25 protein-coding genes are annotated in these 22,023 nt (G+C 42.8%); 18 read left to right on the plus strand and 7 right to left on the minus strand.

All coding sequences use genetic code 11. The features are described 5' to 3' along the window. Positions 1-74: 74 nt before the first annotated feature. From D6853_RS11170 to D6853_RS11180, 3 genes are read left to right on the plus strand one after another with little or no spacing between them, the layout of a single operon-like run. Entirely contained in the window at positions 75-257 is a 183-nt protein-coding gene (locus tag D6853_RS11170) for a hypothetical protein (RefSeq protein ID WP_120658081.1), read from the plus strand. Positions 258-288: 31 nt separating this feature from the next. Then, the gene (locus tag D6853_RS11175) at positions 289-909 is read left to right on the plus strand and encodes a methylated-DNA--[protein]-cysteine S-methyltransferase (RefSeq protein WP_120658082.1); all 621 of its coding nucleotides are present in this window, start codon (positions 289-291) and stop codon (positions 907-909) included. A gap of 43 nt (positions 910-952) precedes the next feature. After that, complete coding sequence (locus tag D6853_RS11180; protein WP_120658083.1) at positions 953-1,444, plus strand: flavodoxin family protein; 492 nt, start codon at positions 953-955, stop codon at positions 1,442-1,444. Positions 1,445-1,523: 79 nt separating this feature from the next. Here D6853_RS11180 and D6853_RS11185 read toward each other — a convergent pair whose 3' ends face one another. Both D6853_RS11185 and D6853_RS11190 read right to left on the minus strand, forming a co-directional pair. Next, a complete protein-coding gene (locus D6853_RS11185) occupies positions 1,524-2,939 on the minus strand; it encodes a sensor domain-containing diguanylate cyclase (protein ID WP_120658084.1) in 1,416 nt (471 codons plus the stop codon). Between the two features lie 138 nt (positions 2,940-3,077). Then, the gene (locus D6853_RS11190) at positions 3,078-4,241 is read right to left on the minus strand and encodes a hypothetical protein (RefSeq protein WP_120658085.1); all 1,164 of its coding nucleotides are present in this window, start codon (positions 4,239-4,241) and stop codon (positions 3,078-3,080) included. Between the two features lie 78 nt (positions 4,242-4,319). Between D6853_RS11190 and D6853_RS11195 the strand changes: the two genes are divergently transcribed. Continuing rightward, positions 4,320-4,925, plus strand: coding sequence for an L-2-amino-thiazoline-4-carboxylic acid hydrolase (locus tag D6853_RS11195; protein WP_120658086.1), 606 nt, complete (start codon positions 4,320-4,322; stop codon positions 4,923-4,925). Between the two features lie 138 nt (positions 4,926-5,063). Here the strand turns inward: D6853_RS11195 and D6853_RS11200 are convergent, their stop codons facing one another. Next, positions 5,064-5,924: a hypothetical protein gene (locus D6853_RS11200; protein WP_120658087.1), complete on the minus strand. Its 861-nt coding sequence runs from the start codon at positions 5,922-5,924 to the stop codon at positions 5,064-5,066. 178 nt (positions 5,925-6,102) lie between these two features. Here D6853_RS11200 and D6853_RS11205 point away from each other — a divergent pair, with 178 nt between their 5' ends. The 5 genes from D6853_RS11205 to D6853_RS11225 all read left to right on the plus strand — a co-directional run bounded on the left by D6853_RS11205 (position 6,103) and on the right by D6853_RS11225 (position 9,448). Next, complete coding sequence (locus D6853_RS11205) at positions 6,103-6,723, plus strand: hypothetical protein (RefSeq protein ID WP_120658088.1); 621 nt, start codon at positions 6,103-6,105, stop codon at positions 6,721-6,723. A gap of 133 nt (positions 6,724-6,856) precedes the next feature. Continuing rightward, positions 6,857-7,831 carry a hypothetical protein gene (locus tag D6853_RS11210; protein WP_120658089.1) on the plus strand — a complete coding sequence of 325 codons (975 nt, stop codon included), beginning with the start codon at positions 6,857-6,859 and terminating at the stop codon, positions 7,829-7,831. 20 nt (positions 7,832-7,851) lie between these two features. Then, positions 7,852-8,418, plus strand: coding sequence for a hypothetical protein (locus D6853_RS11215; protein WP_120658090.1), 567 nt, complete (start codon positions 7,852-7,854; stop codon positions 8,416-8,418). Positions 8,419-8,420: 2 nt separating this feature from the next. Next, positions 8,421-8,990, plus strand: a complete 570-nt coding sequence (locus D6853_RS11220) for a hypothetical protein (protein ID WP_120658091.1) — start codon at positions 8,421-8,423, stop codon at positions 8,988-8,990. Then, a complete protein-coding gene (locus D6853_RS11225) occupies positions 8,987-9,448 on the plus strand; it encodes a (deoxy)nucleoside triphosphate pyrophosphohydrolase (protein ID WP_120658092.1) in 462 nt (153 codons plus the stop codon). The genes D6853_RS11220 and D6853_RS11225 overlap by 4 nt, the downstream gene beginning before the upstream one ends. Positions 9,449-9,463: 15 nt before the next feature. Here D6853_RS11225 and D6853_RS11230 read toward each other — a convergent pair whose 3' ends face one another. Next, complete coding sequence (locus tag D6853_RS11230) at positions 9,464-10,609, minus strand: PD-(D/E)XK nuclease family transposase (protein WP_120658093.1); 1,146 nt, start codon at positions 10,607-10,609, stop codon at positions 9,464-9,466. Between the two features lie 185 nt (positions 10,610-10,794). Continuing rightward, positions 10,795-11,163 (minus strand): YccF domain-containing protein, encoded by a 369-nt coding sequence (locus tag D6853_RS11235; protein ID WP_120658094.1) that lies wholly within the window; start codon positions 11,161-11,163, stop codon positions 10,795-10,797. A 153-nt stretch (positions 11,164-11,316) separates the two neighbouring features. Between D6853_RS11235 and D6853_RS15330 the strand changes: the two genes are divergently transcribed. Beyond that, positions 11,317-13,146 (plus strand): hypothetical protein, encoded by a 1,830-nt coding sequence (locus D6853_RS15330; protein WP_158588739.1) that lies wholly within the window; start codon positions 11,317-11,319, stop codon positions 13,144-13,146. A gap of 48 nt (positions 13,147-13,194) precedes the next feature. Here the strand turns inward: D6853_RS15330 and D6853_RS11250 are convergent, their stop codons facing one another. Together D6853_RS11250 and D6853_RS11255 are read right to left on the minus strand one after the other, a co-directional pair. Next, a complete protein-coding gene (locus D6853_RS11250) occupies positions 13,195-13,992 on the minus strand; it encodes a hypothetical protein (RefSeq protein ID WP_120658096.1) in 798 nt (265 codons plus the stop codon). After that, positions 13,986-14,684 carry an ABC transporter ATP-binding protein gene (locus D6853_RS11255; RefSeq protein ID WP_120658097.1) on the minus strand — a complete coding sequence of 233 codons (699 nt, stop codon included), beginning with the start codon at positions 14,682-14,684 and terminating at the stop codon, positions 13,986-13,988. Before D6853_RS11255 ends, D6853_RS11250 begins: the two co-directional genes overlap by 7 nt. Positions 14,685-14,927: 243 nt before the next feature. Here D6853_RS11255 and D6853_RS11260 point away from each other — a divergent pair, with 243 nt between their 5' ends. The 8 genes from D6853_RS11260 (at position 14,928) to D6853_RS11290 (ending at position 21,988) form a co-directional block, all read left to right on the plus strand. Beyond that, positions 14,928-16,289, plus strand: coding sequence for an SPFH domain-containing protein (locus D6853_RS11260; RefSeq protein WP_158588740.1), 1,362 nt, complete (start codon positions 14,928-14,930; stop codon positions 16,287-16,289). Positions 16,290-16,303: 14 nt separating this feature from the next. Beyond that, on the plus strand, positions 16,304-16,993 hold the full coding sequence (locus tag D6853_RS11265) for a hypothetical protein (RefSeq protein ID WP_120658099.1): 690 nt from the start codon (positions 16,304-16,306) through the stop codon (positions 16,991-16,993). A gap of 8 nt (positions 16,994-17,001) precedes the next feature. Further along, positions 17,002-17,802, plus strand: a complete 801-nt coding sequence (locus tag D6853_RS11270) for a hypothetical protein (RefSeq protein WP_120658100.1) — start codon at positions 17,002-17,004, stop codon at positions 17,800-17,802. A 30-nt stretch (positions 17,803-17,832) separates the two neighbouring features. Beyond that, complete coding sequence (locus tag D6853_RS11275) at positions 17,833-19,503, plus strand: hypothetical protein (protein WP_120658101.1); 1,671 nt, start codon at positions 17,833-17,835, stop codon at positions 19,501-19,503. Between the two features lie 14 nt (positions 19,504-19,517). Then, positions 19,518-19,691 carry a hypothetical protein gene (locus tag D6853_RS15335; protein ID WP_158588741.1) on the plus strand — a complete coding sequence of 58 codons (174 nt, stop codon included), beginning with the start codon at positions 19,518-19,520 and terminating at the stop codon, positions 19,689-19,691. A 173-nt stretch (positions 19,692-19,864) separates the two neighbouring features. Next, positions 19,865-20,407 carry a hypothetical protein gene (locus D6853_RS11280; RefSeq protein ID WP_120658102.1) on the plus strand — a complete coding sequence of 181 codons (543 nt, stop codon included), beginning with the start codon at positions 19,865-19,867 and terminating at the stop codon, positions 20,405-20,407. A 194-nt stretch (positions 20,408-20,601) separates the two neighbouring features. After that, the gene (locus D6853_RS11285) at positions 20,602-21,300 is read left to right on the plus strand and encodes a hypothetical protein (protein ID WP_120658103.1); all 699 of its coding nucleotides are present in this window, start codon (positions 20,602-20,604) and stop codon (positions 21,298-21,300) included. A gap of 25 nt (positions 21,301-21,325) precedes the next feature. Next, entirely contained in the window at positions 21,326-21,988 is a 663-nt protein-coding gene (locus tag D6853_RS11290; RefSeq protein WP_120658104.1) for a hypothetical protein, read from the plus strand. Positions 21,989-22,023 lie beyond the last annotated feature (35 nt).

Raw genomic sequence — 22,023 nt, forward strand, 5'->3', positions numbered from 1 at the left:
CAATCTGCATTGAATATCATAAAATACAATGGTAGAATATTACTAATTGTTACGCATTCAAAAGGGAGCAAAAAATGGTAGAAAAGATGCATGAACTGGCCGGATATTCTCTGGTAAGCTTCTTAATCATGTATACGGTCGTTTATTTTGTGATCAGGCACATGGAGAAAAACGGGAAACCCATCAAATACAAAATGCTGTGGAACATACTTATTCCGCTGGCATGGGTAATTGTCAGAGTGGTCACATATAAGTGATCCGGCGCATATACACAGTGGGGGGACAATAATGAAAACCAGGGCAGAAGCCTTAAAATACGGACTATCTTTTGACGGCGCATATCAGGATGCGCCCTTTCACGACGAAAACTGGCAGCTTGTGCGCTATAAAGGCAACAAGAAAGCATTCCTTTGGACCTATGAAAAAGACGGACTTATCAATCTGAACGTCAAAGTCGATCCCGAAAAAGCCTACTTCTGGCGCAAGATCTACAAAGCTGTTATACCCGGATACCATCAGAATAAAGAACACTGGAACACCATAATCCTCGACGGGAGTATTCCCGACAAGGACGTAAAGACCATGATCGCAGAGAGCTACGATCTTATTTCAGACAGCCCGAGCAAAAGAATCTACGAAGCCGTAAAGCGCATTCCAAAAGGGAAAGTCGCAACCTACGGGCAGGTCGCCGAGATGGCGGGCGATAAGAACATGGCAAGGGCCGTTGGAAACGCACTCCACAAAAATCCCGAGCCCGGCAAGATTCCGTGCCACCGCGTAGTAAACTCAAAAGGTGAGCTCGCCGGCGAATTCGCCTTCGGAGGCGCCTGGAAGCAAGGAGAAATCCTGCAGTCAGAGGGCGTAGAAGTTATAAACGGGAAAGTTGACTTGAAGAGATATAGGATGTAAAAATATGACTTAAAGATAAAACTTTTATGAGAGAGGGAGAAAAATGAAAACACTGATCGTTTACTACTCAATGGGAGGGAACACTGAGTACGTCGCAGAGAAGATCAAGGCAGGTATCGAAGATGCCGACACACTGCGCCTTGTTCCCAAGAAAGCTTACAAAGATAAAGGTTTTGCCAAGTTCGTCTGGGGAGGAAAGAGCGCGCTCATGGCGGAGAAGCCTGAGCTCGAAGACTATAGTGTCGACATTTCACAGTACGACCGCATCATCTACGGCTTTCCTGTGTGGGCGGGAACCATCACGCCGCCTATCCGCACATTTGTAGCGGACAACAAGGAAATCCTTAAGGGCAAAAGAAACTGCGCCTACGCCTGCATGGCAGGAAGCGGCGGAGTAAAAGCAATAGAGAAGCTTGCCAAGGCAATTGGGATCAAAGGCTTTGAAGCAACTTCGATATTCATAGATCCAAAAGACAGTCCCAGCGCGGAAAAAGACGCACAGATAAACGGACTTATCGTAGCACTTAACCAATAAAGACAGCCGGAAAAGACCGGCGCATAATAAAAAGGCATAAAACAGGGGCCTGCCGATGATATTCGGCAGCCCCCTTATCTTATCCTTTTCTTCTGTCTATTTCGGGATGTTCCGCATAGAACTTATCTTTATTTCTATACATCTCTTCATCCGAAAGCCTCAGACATTCCCGTATGGATAGGTCGGAATCGTTAAATACGCATCCGACCGACAGACATACTTTGTCCGGATCACTCGTTCTTTCTTTTAACTCATCGATCTTTTCAAAGAACTCTTCCTTGGTGCAGCCCTTTACTACGATCATGAACTCGTCACCGCCTGCGCGGTAGATGTCCTGGTCAAGGAATACTTCCTGAAGCAAAAGAGCTGCCTTTTTTATCAAAATATCACCTGCCTGATGACCGCTCTCATCGTTGACACGCTTAAGCCCGTTGATGTCCGCAAACACAACTCCGTACGGCTTTGGAATGACAGCCTTCTTGGAAACAACATCGAGGATCATGCTGTTCATCGCATTTGAATTAAATACACCCGTGAGCGTATCCGTGTAACTTATGTGCTCCAGCTTTTTTAACATGATATAGCCGGCAATTTCCGAAGAAATAAAGAACGTGGTAATCTCCAAAGTCTCTTTTATCTTGGAAGTATTGTCCGTGTCAAAATTGGTCGCCCATATAAAGCCCATAAGCTCCCAGTTGTGTCGAAGCGGGAAAATAATGATACTCTTTACCCCTGCTTCTTTGAGATTCTGATACCATGCGTAATTAACCTCTTTTACATACTCAAGGTCCTTGTCATTTTCGATGACTAAACTGTCTCTTTCTCCGATTATATCAAGCCATGACATGGTAAGATCATACTGATTGGGGTATTCGGTCAAGGGCTTGATTGTGCAGCTTTCCGACTTGCTCGTTGCGAGGATAGACAGCGTACCTGCGCTTTGGTTTACAAGCGAAATGGTACATATATCCGCATTGCACAGCTTGCGGATATCATGTATGACTTCATTCATCGTCGCGTTGAAATCACTCGATCCGCGCAGCTTGATACAAGTCTTCAAAACATCGTTGGAGATGCTCATGGAGCTTGACGAAGCCATATCAATATCATCGACATCGGTTTTCTCATTCAGGAAAACGCAGTAGCAGAGATTGTCTTCCTCGTAGTCCAAAGGCAAAAAGAACAGATTGAACCACAGATTGGCAACATCTATATTAAGATATGTGTGGATTGTTTTCTTTAAGATGGCGCTTTGATGGCACTTATGCTCGAAATCGGGAGACTTGGGAAGATACTTGTCGTAGATATTGTTCTTCCTAAACTTTCCGATGATCGTGCCCGGCGTCACGGCAAAAAGCGGGTGTTCCACGAACTCAACAAATACTTTGTTGCCCGCGACAATTCGTATCTCGCCGTATCCTCCGTCTTCCTTTTTTTCGACCGACAGAACGCACGCCATCGGCTTTAAATCATCAACAAAAGTCTGAAAATCCATCTCGCAACCTCATAAAGTATTCAATGAAAATATCTCCGGATAATAATTATTATATACTAATATGAACAATATTGCGTATGTATAAACTCGATTTTATGATTTTGGGCGAAAATTTAGATTATATTTATAGCAATGGGGTCACTCCCCAAATTTATAAACCTCATCGCTAAATCCGATTTTTTTTCGCGCCTTTGCAAGCAGATCGGCCTCTTCTTTCTCGGAAACGACTTTAAGCCCTTTTTCCTTCACAAGGATGTCCCTTGCGGCGTCATATGGGTTGTTTGGATTACTCGGATCGTCCTCGATATCATTGTAATCCGAATCCGTCAGATAAATCATGTAGAAAGCGCCCTTGTCATTTTGGCTCTCATCAAGATCATATCTCACAACATACATAAGATCAGCGCCGTCAATATTGTATTCGGGATCTTCTCCGTCTAAACGGAATGAAAGCTTGTTATCGTTATCGCGCTCTCCGTAAAGCTCCTCCCAACATCTATGCCAGAAGTGATACTCACCCGAAGCGTCCAAGTAGCCTTCATCGCCGCCGTGTGAAGTCGCTCCGCCCGAGCCTGTAGAAGATACACTGCCGTTAAATCCGATCATAGTAGTGCTTCTACTCCATGAATCAGCGACGAAACAGACCTTTAACGAGCTGCCGACATTTTTGACAACGATAGAAGGCTGGAATTCACCTTCAAATTCCGGAAGGATGAGCATTTCAATCTTTCCGTCCAAGCCAAGGTCCAGATATTTAGCCGAGATATTGTTGCAAGCAATCGGAGAGTCCAGTATTTCGCCGGCTGCGATGTTCGAGAGCATTTCTTTAAGCGTATAGTTTTTTCCGTCATCCAAAACGGAAGAAAAATTCAGGTATTCGCACTTGTCGCCTTTGCTACTGTAAGTTGCCTTGGCAGTTCCCTCCAAAAATGAATCATAAAGAGCTGCGGAATCGTCATCGATCTTTACTTCTTTTCGATCCTTGGGATTGTTTTGATAGCCGCTTCCGCTTGAGTATTCGCTGCTTACAGAAGCCGCGTCCGAAGATGTTTCCGCAGAGGTCGCTTCCGATGATGCTTCTGTAGAAGATACTTCACTTGAAGCCTCTGTGGCCGAATTCTCGCTTTCGGCAGCTTCTGAGGTACTCTCGGCAGCAGCTGTGCTACTCTCTGAAGTAGCCTGCGTGGAAGCTGCGACAGCCTCGGTAGAATCCACTGACGGCGCAATCGAAGAAACCTCCGAATCGCACCCTGAAAGAACCAGCATAAGAGCCGGTATGGTCAAAAGATATTTTGTTTTCATTTCTTTTCCTCCAATAAGCGTTTTATACATGATAACATATTATTGTGTTTAAAAAAGATTTCAAGGAGAGACCCACTTATGACAACAGTAGAAAAAGCATTACAGGGAAAAGCATTTATCAAAGAAGAGCTCTACAACGCATTCACGCAAGAGGATGCGGATGATATATGGAAAAGAGCCGGAGAAAAGCTGGGCATGATCTATGCGGAGCACCAAGGGCTTCCCAAGGGCGTTGCCGCTCACACCGACGGAAATATCTTCCCGTCAGCAGCCATCTACCTATCCATGAAGGAAAAAGACCCTGAGAAAGCATTTGAGGTAATGCGAGTATCCATGAAAGCAAACAGCGAAAAAGCAGGCGCCTCCCTTGCAAAGTCGGCAAGATTCCCCGGCTTCACAAGGTTCTTCCTCGCTATGTGGGGACCCGTCGCCAAGAAAAGCTTCGGAGAGACCGCCGGCTTCAAGAACGTCTTCTACCCCAAGAAAAAAGGCGAGTTCGCCATGGACATAACTCAGTGTCCCTACCACACCTACCTCACAGAGCTGGGCTGCCCCGAGATCAACAGGCTCTTCTGCGACAACGACATCTACTGCTACGGCAACATCCCCGGCCTTGAATTCACCCGCACCAAAACAATCGGAAACGGTGACGAACTCTGTGATTTCAGGCTGAGGTTGAAATAAGAACTTCTCAAGATTAAGAATGATTAGTATGCTAATGATGTTTCCGGAATTATATGCAAAATAATAAAAAGCACATTTAGGTGTTTGCCTTCATGTGCTTTTTATTGATTATTGTATGGAGAAAGATTTTTGATTATATTATGAGCATTTAATAATAATTGCGGTTCTATATGACACACTTGGATTAGCGATTGAGATTGTGGTTCTTAATTCGCTCGCTAAAACATCGCTCATGTTGGTCAGGTTTGTTATAGCGTCGAGAATGTCCGGATCGGCAAGCTCAATAATACCGGTTTGTAAAGGCAGTGGTGTGCCAATCTGCATACGTTCAAGACCGTTTCCAAACTCTAGTATGTTACCGGTATACCGCCATTCACTTACAGTTCCGGCTGGAGTGGGATAATATGCAAGCTGTGGAACAGCCGGGTTCATATGCACTTTGCAGGCTCTGCCTGTTGTGGTGGGGTTAACTTTGCTCAGTATTTCAGCGCTATGATAATTCATGTTGTAAGCGCCGCTATTGCTATAGAACACGCCATAAGATCCGACTGACGGACAGATGGCATCTTTCAAAAGGTTACTTGTGATGCCTTTTCGTTCGTACAAGGGACGAACGTTTAATAAATAGAACTGGCGCATGTCGGCTTTGAAGCTGTCTGTTATAGCCATGCCGGAAGTCTTTTTCTTTTCAAATTTATTTTGTAAGCAGCAGATTCGCATTTCTTTATCGTCTACTGTGATAAGCAGTAAGTCGGCGAGTTCACATTTGACTGCTTTTCCCCGATCTTTAGCATAATAGAATTGCTGTGAAGGAGATTTTTCGCTGAATTTCACGAGATTTCTTGCACCATGAATTACTTTACATTTTGTTGGACTTATTGCAGCTAAGTTCGAAAAAGATCTATCGAGTGCTTCAAAAAGTTTTTGTTCATTTACCGTTCCGGTTATGCTTGAAGTTTCAGCTGCGAATTGATTATCGAGGTCAGTTCCGAATGGCATGGTGCTGTATGTCTCCTTATCAATATAGTAAGTAAATTATAGCATTATTTCATGTGCAACATCCTTATAGTTATGCAATTATTTGGAGAAGTTTTATAAAGTGTTTATATCGAAATTACAGCTATATAATAACCAAATGTTATAGTTGAATGATCAAAGATATGAAAGGAGATGCTGTATGAATAATGTGATTAAAAGAGTAATATGCGTGCCTTTGATTGTAACAATGATATTTATTGTTTTTGGTGGTAGTGCTCATGCAACTGAAGCGAAAACGGTCGCAGAAGCAAGTGTATACGAAGGAAGCGGAGATTCTGTAATAGAACTTGAAGATAGAACAGATGCTTGGGTGCTTTATGTTAAGGGAAATAGTAGCGGAAGGCACTTTTCCGTGAAGGGATATAATGAGGATGGAAATGGAACAGAATTGTTTGTAAATACAACTGATAAATACGAGGGAATCACACTTGATCCTTCATTATCAACTACAATATTGGAGATATCTGCTACGGGTGATTGGCACATAGAACAGCGCTCTATATTTACTTTGGATATAGTTCAAGCGGGTGATATCTATACAGGTAGTGGAGATTCGGTTTTACTTGTGGCAAGCTATGGAAAGACGGCAAAGATAACCGGTAATAAATCAGAGCGACATTTTGCGGTTAAATCATATGGATCTTCTAGAAACAGTCTGCTGGTAAATACTACAGATAAGTATGAAGGAACAGTCATGATGAAGGGAGAACCAATGATGATAGAAATTAAAGCAGTTGGTGATTGGACAATCGAATTTTGATATTTACACATAAAACACCGATAGCGGGCGAGAAATCGTCCGCTTTTTTAGTTGCTTGTTTTGAAAAGAAGAGCGTGATAAAATAACGTTAAATGTTACATTAAAATTTACAATTAAGGAAAGAGGATTAGAAATGAGTGGATACGGGGATGTAACGGTTTATAGGATTCCTGATGATTATGAAGGAAAATATCAACCTGAGGGGAATTCGGTTGATCAGAATATCGCGGATAAAATGAACATACTGCTTCAGAAAGTAACGGAAAGATATTCGAGCCAAGAGTATCTAGATAAGCTTGAAAAGGAGCGGGAACACAGACAATATCTTGAGATGATGCAGGAAGTGTATGGATTCAGTGTATATGACGCTGAGCAGCTTGAGTATGCCTATAAGAAATTTGATGAGCATATGGGACATTTGTATGATAATTCTTACTTAGGGAACAGAAGAAAAATCAAGGATTTTTATTCAAAACTTGCATCACTGCATGATGGATATTCTTTTAATTCAAAGATGTTTTTTTTGATGGGAAATAACTTATCCAGACCAAAGGATGCTATTAATTTCTTTTACTCAATTGGCGTAGATGGTGCGAGGTTGAGTACGATTATCAATAGCCAGCATTCAAACTGCCAAGAAAACTGTAAGCGAGATTTTGCGCATGAATGTGCAACAATGTATGTTATGGGAAATTATAGCGTAGCTAAAACTACAGCAGAATCTTATGATGATGTAGATGCGCTTGTTGGGTATAAAGGAGATATATATTCCGGGAGCATGGGAATAGACGATATACGATCTGATATAGCAGCGTATAATATTTATAAGCGAATGATAGGAAGTGAAGATGGGAATATATGGAGCACATTGGTCGATTACAATGAAGAAGCTTGCTCTGGAACAATAAATGAATCAATAGAATTCTTGAATAATTTCTATATAGGTGATCCTGAAAAAGGGATGGAGATATTGAAAGAGGAGATAGATAAAACTTCCATTGGAACTAAGGTTATTGTAGCGAATGGAGGAAACGAAATGGATCGAGAACAGGCTAAAGAAAATTTCTTGACACATATATCTGATGAAAGTGGAATTGATTGGAAATAATAGATTGTAGAGGAATGAAAATGAAAAAGGAAAAACTGTCTCTCATTTTAGCGGTTGCTGTGATGAGTGTATGTATAGTGTTAGGTCTAACATCGTGTTCTTTTATTGATGAAGATAAAATTTCGAAAAATGCAGAGAATAATGGATATACTTTAAACAATCAGAATGAAAAGATATTATATATTGAAAAAGGGGGTGCTTTGTACTATTACGAGGTGGGGGTTTTTGACATTCATTTTGATAAATGTGTTATACCGGTTAAGGAAGAAGACGTAGAGGTAAAAAAAGGGAAAGCGGAAGTTATTATCAGCGAAGAAAACAAAAATAAGGTCCGTGTCACAGTTCATGATTCTCGAGTATTGATAAATGACGATGGCTCCGAGGAAGAGCAATATGCTGTGACATATTATATATGCGATAAGAAATTTGATTCTTCATCAATTGAATCAAAAACGATGATAGATAGTGATGTTAAAGCAAAAAAAGCATATAAACATGTTGAGAGATTTTTGACTACAGAAGAACTGAAAGATTATTACAACAAGGCGCTGACTATACGTGATCAGCTTAATGGAAAGAACGGATAAGAATGAATAAGAAAACTTTTTTTATAAAAAAATATTTGATTTTAATTAGCATGTTGACTATCTTTGGCCTTACAGCGTGTGCTTCGGGTAACATGACAAGCATAAAAGAAAATGCAAAAGAGAACGGATATGATTTAGAGTCTGTAGATGATAAGACAGTTTGCGTGGAGGACGGGGAAGCTAAGTATTACTATACTGTTGGTGCCTTTGGCGCGAGCTTTGACAGGTGTGAGATCACGGTTGAGGAAGAAGGCGTAGAAGTTAAAGAAGGCGAAATCGTTGTTGCTATAAGTGATGGCGGTAAAAATAAAAGAAGAGTTAATGTAGACGATTCAAGGATAGTGAAATCGGAAGACGGAAAAGAAATCAATCGGTGTGAAAAAAGATCTTTTGTCAGCGATGAAGAATTTGAGGAGTCGTCAGTGGAATCGGAAGAAGCTGATGATGGAGTAGATGATGGTAAAGGGAATGCGAGAAAGGCGTATGAATATGTTAAAAAGCTTTTGTCAGTCACGCAGCTTAAGGCATATTACGACAATGCGCTGATCATACGTGACCGGCTTAACGGATGAATTGTCGGGAGGAGAAGGTTCTTTTGCCTGATAACGAAAGTGAGACCAACTTGAATAAGAAGACGATACGTGTTGTTGCAGCTGTTATTTGGGACTGCAGCGGGGGAGAAAAAAGAATATTCGCAACGGCCAGAGGGTACGGAGATTACAAGGGTATGTGGGAGTTTCCGGGCGGAAAGATCGAGGCCGGTGAGACGCCGCAGGAAGCGCTTGTGCGTGAGATAAAAGAGGAGCTGACTGCGACGATAGCTGTGGGCGAGCTTATAAAGACGATTGAATATGATTATCCCGGGTTTCATCTTTCTATGGATTGTTTTTGGGCTGAGGTGGAATCGGGACAGTTGGTGCTGAAGGAAGCCGAGGCTGCGAGGTGGCTTACGAAGGATGAGCTTGATGAGGTCAACTGGCTGCCGGCGGATCGGGAGCTGATTGAGGAGATAAAAAACCGGATCGTGTGATCCGGTTTTGTTGTATTAGCCTTTTTGAGCATTTTCGAGCTCAGCTATTTTCCTTTTTAATTCACGAAGCTTTGAAAGGATGGCTTCTTTATCTACATTTGGATCATCGAGCTGGTTTATGAGTTGCATGAATGCCGTCTTTTCTGTGCTTAGTTCGGCGATGGTGGCATCCTTGTCTGAAAGCTGAGAGCTTGCATCAGAGAGCTGCTTTTGTGCAGCGGTAAGTTGTGTCTTCGCATCAGTAAGCTGTGTCTTGGTATCATCAAGTTCTTCCTGAAGCTCATCAATCATATATTTAACTGTGTTACGATCAAGTATCTTAAGCTCTTCAGAGAACATATCCATCATCCTTTCTGTGTTCAGACACATGTTATGTAAATCTTGATACATTGGTTTAAATAGAGGATACTGCTCGATCAGTTTGATAATAAACTCAGGTTCATCGCATCCAATAAATGTAAGCCATGCATCTAATTCGCTTTGTATACCACTATTATGGAGTTTTTCAAGGAAAATATCAACAGGGATGAATACATAGTTCTGAAGCATGTTTAGTTCAAGACCACTGTTAGATACCGCTGAGAATTTATGGATGAAGATATCCTTGTACTCCTTAAATGATCTTGGACTGCTTTCAAGGAAAACAATAGTATAGACCGGTGCTATGTTTTTGTATGAAAAATTGTTTTTAAGCGAATCTCGTACTCTTTTGTACTGACGCAGTAGTAAGTCTGCTGAATAGCAGGAAGCTCTTTCTCCTGTAAAAGCATAACCGAGTTTTTGGACTTCAATGTTGGCAAGAGTTCCGTCTTCAAGTTCGACTACAATGTCTGTTATGACGAGAGACAGTTCATCTCCGATACGCGTGTTGTCATTTGGTAGTTGGTATTTTACAGTGACTTTTTTGCCGATAATGATGCTTAATAAAGCTGACAAGCGCTCAGGTGTGTACTCCGGGTTGAGTATCTCTTTGAAATAGCAGTCATAGAGCATCTTTACGCCTTTGGCACCGGTGCATATTGATAGAAAGTTCTCTTTTTGATCTTCAGTCCAGGTTTCAAATTTTCCACGAAGATTATCTTTTGAATGAATCTCTTCCAGAACCTGTTCCCTTGTCTTGATCATTGGAAATAATTTAGAAAGATTGTTTTGGCTGTTCATACAGCACCTCCGAAAATATAAGATTATGGCGAATCCGCCATATGTCGACATGAGAATGGCCGTTGAAAGACCGTCGACTTTATCTATGATAACAGGTAAATCTTAAGAAATACCGTCGAAATTTCTTAAGATTTTATGTAGAGCAACAAAAAAGCCTCCGATACCGGAGGCCTTTTTAGCATCAATCATCTCATCTTCACAACTCTTGCTCCAAACGGAAACAACGCAAGTCTCGCGATCTTAAAGAACTGCTTTCCGAACGGAATTCCCACGATCGTAATGCACAAAATAATCCCGATCATAAGGTTCCCCAGCGCCAGCTCAAGTCCCGAAACAAAGAACCATATTACATTCAAAAAACACGACACCGCGCCGCCTTCATCCACAATTTCTTTTCCGAACGGATTCAGCGAAATCGACGACAGCTTAAAACACTGAAGCCCGACAGGAATTCCCACAACCGTGATGCACCACAAAACGCCTGCCAGCCACCAGCCGATCGCGCTCAAAAGTCCGCCGCATATTATCCATATCACATTCCCTAAAAATCTCATATATCCTCAATCCTTTCACAATGAACTCTTTGTTCTGTCTATTGTACCATTTTTTATAATTTTCACTTAGGAATTTTGGAAAAAGATGACACTTATATAATAGAGAGACTTATGTTATATGTTTCGCCATTAGGCGCCCGGAGGATCAGATTTATGAGGAAAAGATTTTCATGTGCACCGAAAAAATGTATGATAGCCATCACTGCCGCTTCAATAAGCATGTCAATAGCCTCAGGTCTGATAGCTGCGCCTATTGTTGCCTACGCGGAAAACTACGATCTTGTAAACGGATCGGTCAATGTTAATTCTGATGAAAACGGAGAAAGAACCGTAACCCAAGACACAAATACACATAACGAAACTACAGAAACCGTCATAACATGCAGTGACGCCGGCGGTACTTCAAATACTATAAGCATCGAATCCCACGGCGAAGGCGAAAATGCCGCAAAGGTCACGATTGAAAACGTGAATATAGATACCGGATCGAGTGGCGGAGCAGCAATCTCCACCTCAGGTAATGGTGATGTTGTGATTGAAATAAACGGAACCAATACAGTTCAATCAGGCGCTTATCACGCAGGAATAGAAAAAGGAAACGATGGAAACCTCACAATACAGAATGAAGAAATTACTACCGAGGATAAATTAACTGCCAACGGTGGAGCCTGTGGCGCAGGTATCGGTGGCGGAAGTCAAGGTAGTACAGATAACATTACTATAACCGGTGGCGATATTACTGCCAACGGTGGATACTCGGCAGCAGGTATTGGTGGTGGACAATACGGTGGCGCAAATAACATTACTATAATCGGTGGCGATATTTCTGCCAATGGTGGAAGAGACGCCGCAGGTATCGGTGGTGGCTTTTTCGCCGATGCTGAGAATATTAAAATTACAGGTGGTGAAATCACTGCAACCGGTGGAATAAACGCCGCAGGTATCGGCGGTGGCGAATCTGGTGATTCCAATCATATAATAATAACCGGTGGCGATATTACTGCTATAGGTGGATTAACCGGAGCAGGTATCGGTGGTGGTTACGAAGGAACTGCAAGTGAAATAATTATTAGCGGTTCTGCTACCGTTTCAGCCGCTGGAGGAAGCGAAAAAAATGATACTGCTATTTTAAGTATAGGAGAAGGTGGTGAACCAAATACTACTACTATTATCTATGGTGCAGGTGCCGCAATAGGAAACGGCTCAACTGATTTGCGCTATATAAATTCTGGAGAAACTCCAATTCCGGGAACCCCTGTAGAGCCCGATACATCAGGATTATATACTTCAGGAAAAATAAATATATACCCGGTCGGTACAACAGCCGATGATATAGAAAACAATATAGTCGCACCGATATCTACTACAGAAGGTACAATTACTCCTCCCTCAACAGGCACAGGTACCGAAGAAGGCACAGGTAGCGGAGAAGGCACAGGTAGCGGAGAAGGCACAGGTAGCGGAGAAGGCACAGGTAGCGGAGAAGGCACAGGTACACCCACCACTCCTCCACGCACTCCCACAAATACCGCTTCACCGGGTAGCACTACCATTCCGGAGCAGATAACCAAACCCGAATCACAAACCCACGTAAGCTCAGATCACAATAGCAATTCCGGCGCTCCGAACAATGTAACAGCGCCTCAAACCGGCGCGATGACCGCAACGATCATCACAGATATGGTAAATGCAGCCCTTAGAAAAAATCCCAATGCGGATTCCATCATCCTTGATTTTGGAAAAAACATTTGCTTCTCTCCTGCACTCATGCGCGCATTATATGAAAAGCCAAATGTAGCAAAGAACTGCAAATTCATCCATAACGGTGAAGTATATATACTGCATATCCCTAAAGCAGATACCGGCAGTAAAGAATTCGAGACCTGCCTGGATACTCTTTCCAAAGACCCCAAAGGCTTCGCAGGCTTCATGAGAATCAACCAAATATTCAGCGAAATGGGCACAACAATATCAAAAGAATAATACAACATCAAAACCGGATCATACGATCCGGTTTTCTTTATTATCTCCTCAATCAAGATTGAGCTGCTTATTTGATGTAAATATTGATCCTCCGTAGAAGATGGCGATCAGCGATAATGAGTAGATCAGGGTTTTGCCAAGCATATCCGTTAAGTAGCTAAAACCGTCGTATCCGGCAAGTGACTCCGGTGAGAAAAACAGGTTGCCGTAATTTATGCTAAAGGATACGATCATCAAGACAAAGCTTGTGGCGAAGTAGCAAAGTACCGCGCCGAGGATCTTGTGCTTGCTCCAGAGCTGGCCGATACTTATGCAGAAAAAGAAGGTCATAAGTGAGGCGAAGCTTCTGAGTATCCAGGTTAATCCGCATTGAATCGCAAGTGATGCGATATTATAATCTTCCGAAACGGACATGAGCTCATCTGCGAATTCTTTTACGTAGGGAAGGCCGCCCGGAATGGCGACAAGTGCGAAGATGCACAGCCCCATTGATAAAGAAACGAGTGCCGACCATGCGCATCCTACTATCATTCTTGAAGAAACAACCTCAGTGATGCTTGCGGGAAGTGTGAATGAAAGGTATCCCTGTGAGGTGTAAAGACTCTTGTAGTAATGCACCACGAGATAAATTACCGTAGCCATGTTTAAAGCCGAGAGCACCATGACTAATCCCAGTATTCCGAAAGCCAGAAGGAACTCGCCTATATCGGCGTCCAATGATTCCGAAGCTACCAGATATCTTAAAAACAGTCCGCCTACAAGACCGATGGCGATGGTAACTGAACATATAAGTGTCATTATCATCCATGTATTCTTAAATTCGTGTTTGATAAGTGTTCCTAGCATCTGTACACCTCCCTGAATAATTCATCAACCGATTTGCCGCTTTGCATTCTTAATGCTTCAACGGGCTGATATAGTCTGATGTTGCCGTATTGTAAAAAGATGGCTTCATCCAGCACCTGCTCTACGTCGGTTATGAGGTGCGTAGAGATGAGGATGGTTGCGGAAGGATCATAGTTGTTGATTATAGTATGCAAAATGTAATCTCTTGCGGCGGGATCAACACCTGCGATGGGCTCGTCAAGTACGTAGAGTTTGGCTCTGCGGCTCATTACGAGGATGAGCTGAACTTTCTCCTTGGTACCCTTCGAAAGAGTCTTCATCTTGAGCTTGGGATTGATGTTAAGATTCGAAAGCATCGCGTAAGCTCTGTTTGCATCGAAGTCTTTATAAAAATCCATAAACATCGAGATGGCGGCTTCAACAGTCATGCTGTTATCGAGGTAAGTCGTATCCGGAAGATAGGACACAACGGCCTTGCTCGCAGGGCTTACGGGATTGCCGTCTATAAGCACCGTGCCGGTAGTCGGCTTCAGAAGTCCGCAGATGATCTTTATGAGCGTTGTCTTTCCGCTTCCGTTTGGTCCGAGGAGTCCCGTTATATGTCCCGAGCCGATGGACAGATTGATGTTTGAAAGAGCCTGGACATTGCCATATCTCTTCGATAATCCTTGTATTTCAAGCAGATTATACATAACTCTTCTCCTTATTATTTCTAAACTCTGATGTCTTTTTATCCTAATAAAAATAACTATTATAAATACAATAATCGCGTCGAGGTGGTCGGTCAATATTTTATTGCGATTTTTTTACAAAAATTTGTAAAAAGTAATAAAAAGCGATAGAAATCATCACGCAAAGCTTGTATAATAATTAACATATGATTCAAAAGCAAGCATTCGATGCTTTAAAGTATTTGTATGGGAGGATTGGTTTTTATGGCTTTATTTCAAAGTGAAAACCCCAAGGAAAAACAGCATAAAGGCGTAACCGGAGCTTTTTCTGCGGACGTGATCAAGTGGGAGCCCGAATCCGATTCGGCGGCTTCGGTTATCGTTCACAAATTTCAGTATGAGGACTTTCCGAACGGTTCATATTTGATAGTGGGAACATCTCAGATGGCTATCTTCACGAACAATATGACTGCGGGTGATTCTCTTTCCGCAAACGGCGAAGGACAGGCGCAGGTATCGGTTTTTGTCGGACCCTGTAAGATTAAATTGGAGACGGGCAACAGCAGATTTGCTCCGTTTAGAAATGTTGCGAACTCACTGACGGGTGGAGAGTCTGCTTTCCACAGTACGGTTTATTTTGTTAACACAACATATATGAATGAACTCACATGGGGAACTCAGGCACCTGTAGTCCTGATGGATCCTGAGGAAGAGGTTAATATTCATGTAAGAGCGTTCGGTCTGTTCGGCGCTCACATTGAGCAGGTCGATACCGACAAAGCGGTAATCGACGCAAGGAAGTTCTTGCAGAAGGTTGTGGGAACAAGAGCAGATTTTACAAGAGATGAACTTGTTTCGTTTATGAGAGCCAAGATCTTGGAGTATGTGCCGGATCTTTTGGCCAAGACTATGATTGACAACAGAGTTGGAATTCTCAAGATAAGCACCAAGCTTTCGGAGTTTTCCAATCTTATTTGCGAGCAGCTTAAGGACCATTTCACGGAATTCGGTCTTACGCTCGACAATTTTTCTTTCCACAGTATCAATGCTCCGGATGAAGATCTCAATGCAATTAATGATATGAAGATCAAGCGCAAACAGTCTCAGATCGAAGCAGAGGGTAATGCCATGAAGATGGATATCGAATCTGCTGCGAGAGCGAGAATGCGTGAAAGAGAAGGCTACACATATCAGCAGGAACAGTCCTACGGTGTTATGCACGACGCAGCTTCCAATGAAGGAACCGCGGGCGGCTTTATGGGCGCCGGCATGGGCATGGGAATGGGCCTTGGAGTAGGCGGCGCGATCGGAAGCAATGTAAGCGCGCTTGCTCAGAATACTCTCGGTGCAAATCTCGGTGTGGCAAATACTCAGAGCCCTTCTGCCGACGAAGGCGCAATTTGTCCTTCTTGCGGAAAGAGCAATCCCAAGGACGCCAAGTTCTGTCTTAACTGCGGAGAGAAGCTTTCTATGGGAAAGACTTGTCCTGAGTGCGGAAAAGAGCTTTTGCCCGATGCTAAGTTCTGTCCTTACTGCGGCAAGAAGCTTGTCACTGTCTGCCCCAACTGCGGAAAAGAGGTTGTGGACGGAGCTAAATTCTGCCTTGAATGCGGAGAGAAACTTTAAAGGAGACGGAATAGATGAAAAAAATTGGTTCGGTTCTTTTTACTTGTATCCTTATTGCGCTGGCATGGATAATATGCGGACTTGTCTGCGCGGATTACAAAGTATTCAGTTTATATTATTGGCTCGCATTTGGTTTTGGACTGCTTATTTTGATCGTTGTCAGCATTGCGAATGCTCTTTTGAAATCGGGAAGCACAGCTACGTATGAAGTTAATTCGCTTCCGGCGGTTTATTCTTTTGCATATTTGCTGATAGGTCTTTTGTTCAACATCATATTTATGGTTCAGCCTTTTGTGGCTTATAAGAATGTTCTTATTATCGTAAACGTTATTCTTTTGCTGCTCTACGTGCTCGCTGTTTCTTTTTCCGCAAGATACGCGGACAGGGTTGCGGGCCAGCTCGATCTTACAGCTGCAAAGACAGCGAACATGGCTGAGATCGCATCTCTTTTGGCAAGACTTTTAAGTCAGGCTAAGGATGAAGAGGTCAGGAAAAAACTCTATTCATTTAAAGAGAAAGTTGATTACAGCACAAATATTTCCCAGGGATTTACGGCTGATCTTGAAGAAGAGCTTATTGAGAGTCTCAGAAATATAGGAAGAGGACTTGACGAGGGAATATCCAAGGAGCAGATCCTTTCTAAGATCGACAATGCGGAGCAGATCTTTGGCATGCGCAACGCCAAGATATCCACTGTCAGGTAGGTAGTCGTATGGATGGAGTAGGAATGCAGTGCCACGGATGTGGCAGTACGAATGTGGTATTTGACGCCAAGAGGCGAATACTTAAATGCAACCAGTGTGGGAAAGAAGAGTATTATTCGAGGGCAACTTTAAATGCCAACGGCAAGGTCGTTTTTGGCAAACAGAATGCGATAAGTTTTTTTACTGACGGAAAATATGATGAGTCGAGGCACTATGCGATGGAGGTTCTTGACATTTCCATGGATAACGCGCCTTCACTGTATATTCTTTCGTATGTCGACGAGTTCGTTTCGGGTAAAGCCGGAGCCATGCACGATTTCTTTAAACAGATAAAATCGGTTCCTCTTGAATATGATGAGGTAAAAGAACTGCGTGAGCTTATCTGGGCGTCGGCGTATCGTCTTATGGATTATGAAAAAGATATCATTGAGCTCATTACGCTTAACATGCAGGCGGCAGAGGACAGAAACGATCTGACGGATTTTATTGATAAGATATGTCCTTATTTTATTTCAAAAAGAGCATCGGCGGATTATCTTGATAAAGAGCTTTCCGAGATGTATGGGGAGCTTGCGCAGCACTGCGGGATTCCGAAGACGTGTTTTGCGCTTATCAAATCGATCGGAGAAAATCCGGATTCTCCCGTTGCCAACAACAGTTTTTTCCTAAAGGCGAAGGCACAGTATTTTTATGATAACTATGTTCTGGCGGTTGGGAAGATAATCGAATCGATGAAAGAAAACGAGTTCAAGCAGAAATTTATAGGTGCATATTCCCAGAAACAGAAGCAGTTTCTGGAACAATTATAAAAGAAAAGAATTAGGAGGTATTGTAGTTTAATGGCTGACGGATTAATTTCACAGGCAGAAATAAACGGGCTTAAAAAGAGAATCTCAAGTGTTGAGTCTCTTACCGTTCAGATGGGGAACATGGTTGAAGGTGTCAACCAATCCATTAATTCAATGAATGATTCGCTGGGAACCATTAAGTCAGATCTTGCTAAGCTGGCTGAAGATTTCCAGATCATGTTTAACGAGCAAAAACGCTCGGCGGCACTTCAGCAGGCTGCTACCGAGCTTGTAAGAGTAAGACAGGAGCTTGAGCAGAACTTCGGTAATTACAAGACAGTAAGAGAGACAATGCTCGGCGTGCTTCAGGCAAGTGACCTTGCGCTTGTAAAAAAGACAACTATCTCAAGAGTTTCGGAAGAGATCATGCTTTCAACTCCCGAGTACTGGCTTGCGCCTTGTCTTGTTGCTGTTTCCGCATGGATATCCAATGACAGAGATCTTGCGGAGCGTGCGATCAAAGAAGCATGTGCGAGAGATGAAGAGAAGACGGCTATCACAATGGCGCTTATCTGCCGCAGAAATAACAGAGTTCAGACTTGTTACGAGTGGCTTTCGATCTATTTTGCCAAGCAGGATGCCGCAGACTTTTCAGAGGGAAGCTTTGCATACATCGATGCGTATGTTAACGGCATTTTCGGTCCCGACGACAGACACATGTGTGATGACTATATCACTAAGTGGATGAACGAGATCAAGGGTAACAGCAGCGCTTTTGAGAGCAGCCAGGAAGAGCTGTGGAAGACATATTGCGAGAGATTCAAGCTTGATGTAAGTGAGAAGTATCCTTCTCTTGCGTCAAACGTTGTTGAGTTCCCGCAGATCAACGAGTATATCGGCAGGATCTCATCCGTCGATACAATATCGGATAACTTCAACGAGATCGTTTCGGCATACGTTGACCAGGATTCGCTTAAAAAGAGAATCGATAAGAATCTCATTTCTCTTATCAGCAGATACGACGGCAAGGAAGAGCCGCTTCGTAACGAGGAGAGATTCCTTCAGAAGATAAAAGAGTTCAACGGCGACGCTGAGAAGGCAAGAGAGTACATGAGAGCCGAGGAAATGCTAAGACACGAGCAGAGGCTTAATCTTGTTGAGAGAATGGCGAGCACGATCGTTAGTCAGGACGATGCAAGTCCTTCACAGAGAAAGACGGCGGTTTCGTTCCTGAGCAGCTATATCAAGAAAGGCTTCAATACTTATATTGATGAAAAGAAAGCGGAGTTCCCTACAGAGATCACTTTGAACATAAACGGATGGAACGGCAAATCAAGCGACGGCTCCAACGCTCCTGCGCTTATGGCTGATTACGAGCAGTATGCAAATACTCTCAGACAGAAAGACGTTGCGGCAGCCGAGTCGGTTAAGCCCAAGCTTTTCATGGGAGCAGCGATCGGCCTTGGCGTTCTTGCGATCATTTTGCTGTTCAAGATCCTTCCTCTTGGAATTATTGCATTCGGCGGAGCAGGCTTCTGCGCGATAAAGATGCTTCTTGAAAAGAATCAGATGAATAAAAACATTGCAGCTATCAACGACAATTACGACAGGCTCATAGCAAGCGGAAAGTCTTCAATCGCAGGTACTGTGGATGATTGGGCAAAGGCGAAGATAGCAGTCGGTGAATTCGAGCAAAAGCCCACAAGAGAAATCATTGCGTAAAGGAGTAAGAATAAATGGCAGATAACATGACTAATGACGATATGAATTTTGACGATCTTGAAGCTATGTTCGGCCAGAATGAGTCCGATATAGCCAAGATGGAAAAGGTAGTGCTCTCGCAGAATCTTGAAGGATTCGCAAACTGTTTCCCGGATTGGGACCTTCATCCTCCCGTAGCACGCGGCTAATAATATAAATATGTGATTTGAGGCATAGGCGGAAACTCTGTAGTGGCGCAGAGTTTCCGCCTTTTCATTTGTGGACAGGCCTAATGAGTAAATGTTATACTTGTCTCCGAAGACTTTGGGTTATTGACTTCCTTTCTTTTATGACGGTTATAAAAAGGAAAGGAGTACTAATCATGAAAAAACAGGTAGTACAGTTATTTACAGGAGTGCTTGCAGCAGGGATGATCGTTGCAACAGGCTTCACGGGTGTAGCGGCAACAGGAAGTGTTGCTTCAGTGGAGACAGTAGAGTATTCAATGAAGGAGAATCAGGCAAGCAAAGATAAGAAGGCTACTAAGAGTGACTACAATGAGGTGATCAAATCTCTTAAGAAGGGCCAGGGATATGCGCTTATTGAGCTTAAAGGTTCTAATGGCAAGCTTCTTGCTGTATCGAATGACGTGTATGACGATCCCGATTTCGGAATCTGCGCAGAAAGTGTAACTGTTTACGGCAAGGTGGACGGCAAGATTAAAAAGCTTGGCGAGGCTCGTGCATACGGGACATCAGCTCCATTGGCAATTTATGATGGAGAGCTTTATGCATGCTATCATAGTAACGTATACACATATGTTGTGGCCGGTAACGGAAAAGAGCTTTCAAGAAAAGATTACGGCGATCACTTTAGCACGTATAATAAAAAAGCAAAAAAGGTCAATTTTACTATGGTAAAATAATCTGAAAAGATAGGTTTTGCTAACAAAATATAGTAATTGCCAAGCGGCGGAAACTCAGCAACCATGCGGAGTTTCCGCTCTTTTTGTGTGGACAGATTGAATGTTATGATGTTATACTTTCTTCGGGAAAGAGACTTTGGTTTAGGCTTCCTTTCTTTTTTATGACGGTTATAAAACGGAAAGGAGAAAGAAACATGAAAAGAAGAGGTACACAGGCAGTTGCAGGTCTTTTTGCGGCAGGAATGCTCGCAGTGACAGGACTTGTAGGGGCACAGGTAGTCGTAGGCGCACAGAACGTTACGGCTGTTAAGTACGCTATGGGGGTGAACAAGAGCTCAGGACTTTCAGAGAGCGGAAATGCAGGTGAGGTTGGAACTGTTACAAAATATAAGAGTCTTGATGAGATAGTGAAATCTTTGGACAAAGGCTGGGGATATGCGTATGTAAAGATTGCCGGATATCCTGAAAAAGCTCTTGCGGTAGCACCTTCTGATGATGCATTTGCGGATCGCAGCGGAATTGTTTATCGTGACGGAAAGACAGTAGCCGGTTATGTAACAATATACACAAAGAGCGCCAACGGTAAGATCGTGTGCGCGGGATCACTTAAGACCGGTGTATCCAAGAACTATTTCAATATGGACAAAAACGGAGTTATCTATGTTTTACCCGGAAATAATTATGAGACATATTTCCTTTCAGCGGACGGAACAGAGTTATTGCATAAGGATTTCATCCAGGTGGACAAGAATACTATGGAAACAGCTTGGGGATATACCAGAGCTACAAACAAAGACAAAACGGTTGAGAGAGACTTTACTTTGGCAGAATTCCAGGAATATTGCAAAAAGGCTCCTCATGAGGAAGGCTATGTAAAATTCACAGTAAAATAATAAAAAAAGGAAAGAGGAAAAAGATATGAATATAAAAGGTATGAAGTTGGCTGCGGCTGTATTTGCAGCCGGAGTATTTGCGGTAACAGGTTTTACAGGAGTACAGGCGGTAAGCGGTATTGCAACTGTTGAGACGGTTGAATATGCCATGAAGGAAAATGCTGCGGAAGCATTGAATTTGAGTAATGCAGGAACTATCGTGAAAGATGCAGCGGATCTTGGCGATATTCCCATAAAAAGCGGACAGGGATATAAGTATGTTTATCTCAAGGGCTTGCAAGGAGAAGCTTTGCTTGTGGCAGATCATACTACAGATGGGGAGGGAGCTGCCATAAAAGCTAAGGTTTATGTTCAAAAGGACGGAGGACCGGTCGTATACGTTGGAGAAATATATACCGGAGCAACTTCTAGGTTGATCAGTATATCTGACAACGGAGTAATAGTGGCTTGTACTACGCACTCTTTTGAATCATTTATGATATCAGCTGACGGAAAGAAGCTCGAAGCTAAGGATAGTGTTTGTTTTGAAAATTCCGGGGATGGAAAAAGTCAGATTTACACAGGATATACCAGAGCGGTTGATTTAAACAGCCCCAAAGTTACTTTTGCGGGTACGCTAAAGGATTATGATAATCTTGCAAAAACTTTGTTTAGAAATGTGGAGCCTATTATATTTAAAGTGAAATAACAATAATAAAGCAATGGTTAACATTTAAAAAGCCT

The sequence above is a fragment of the Butyrivibrio sp. X503 genome (assembly GCF_003625475.1).
Lineage (GTDB): Bacteria > Bacillota > Clostridia > Lachnospirales > Lachnospiraceae > Butyrivibrio.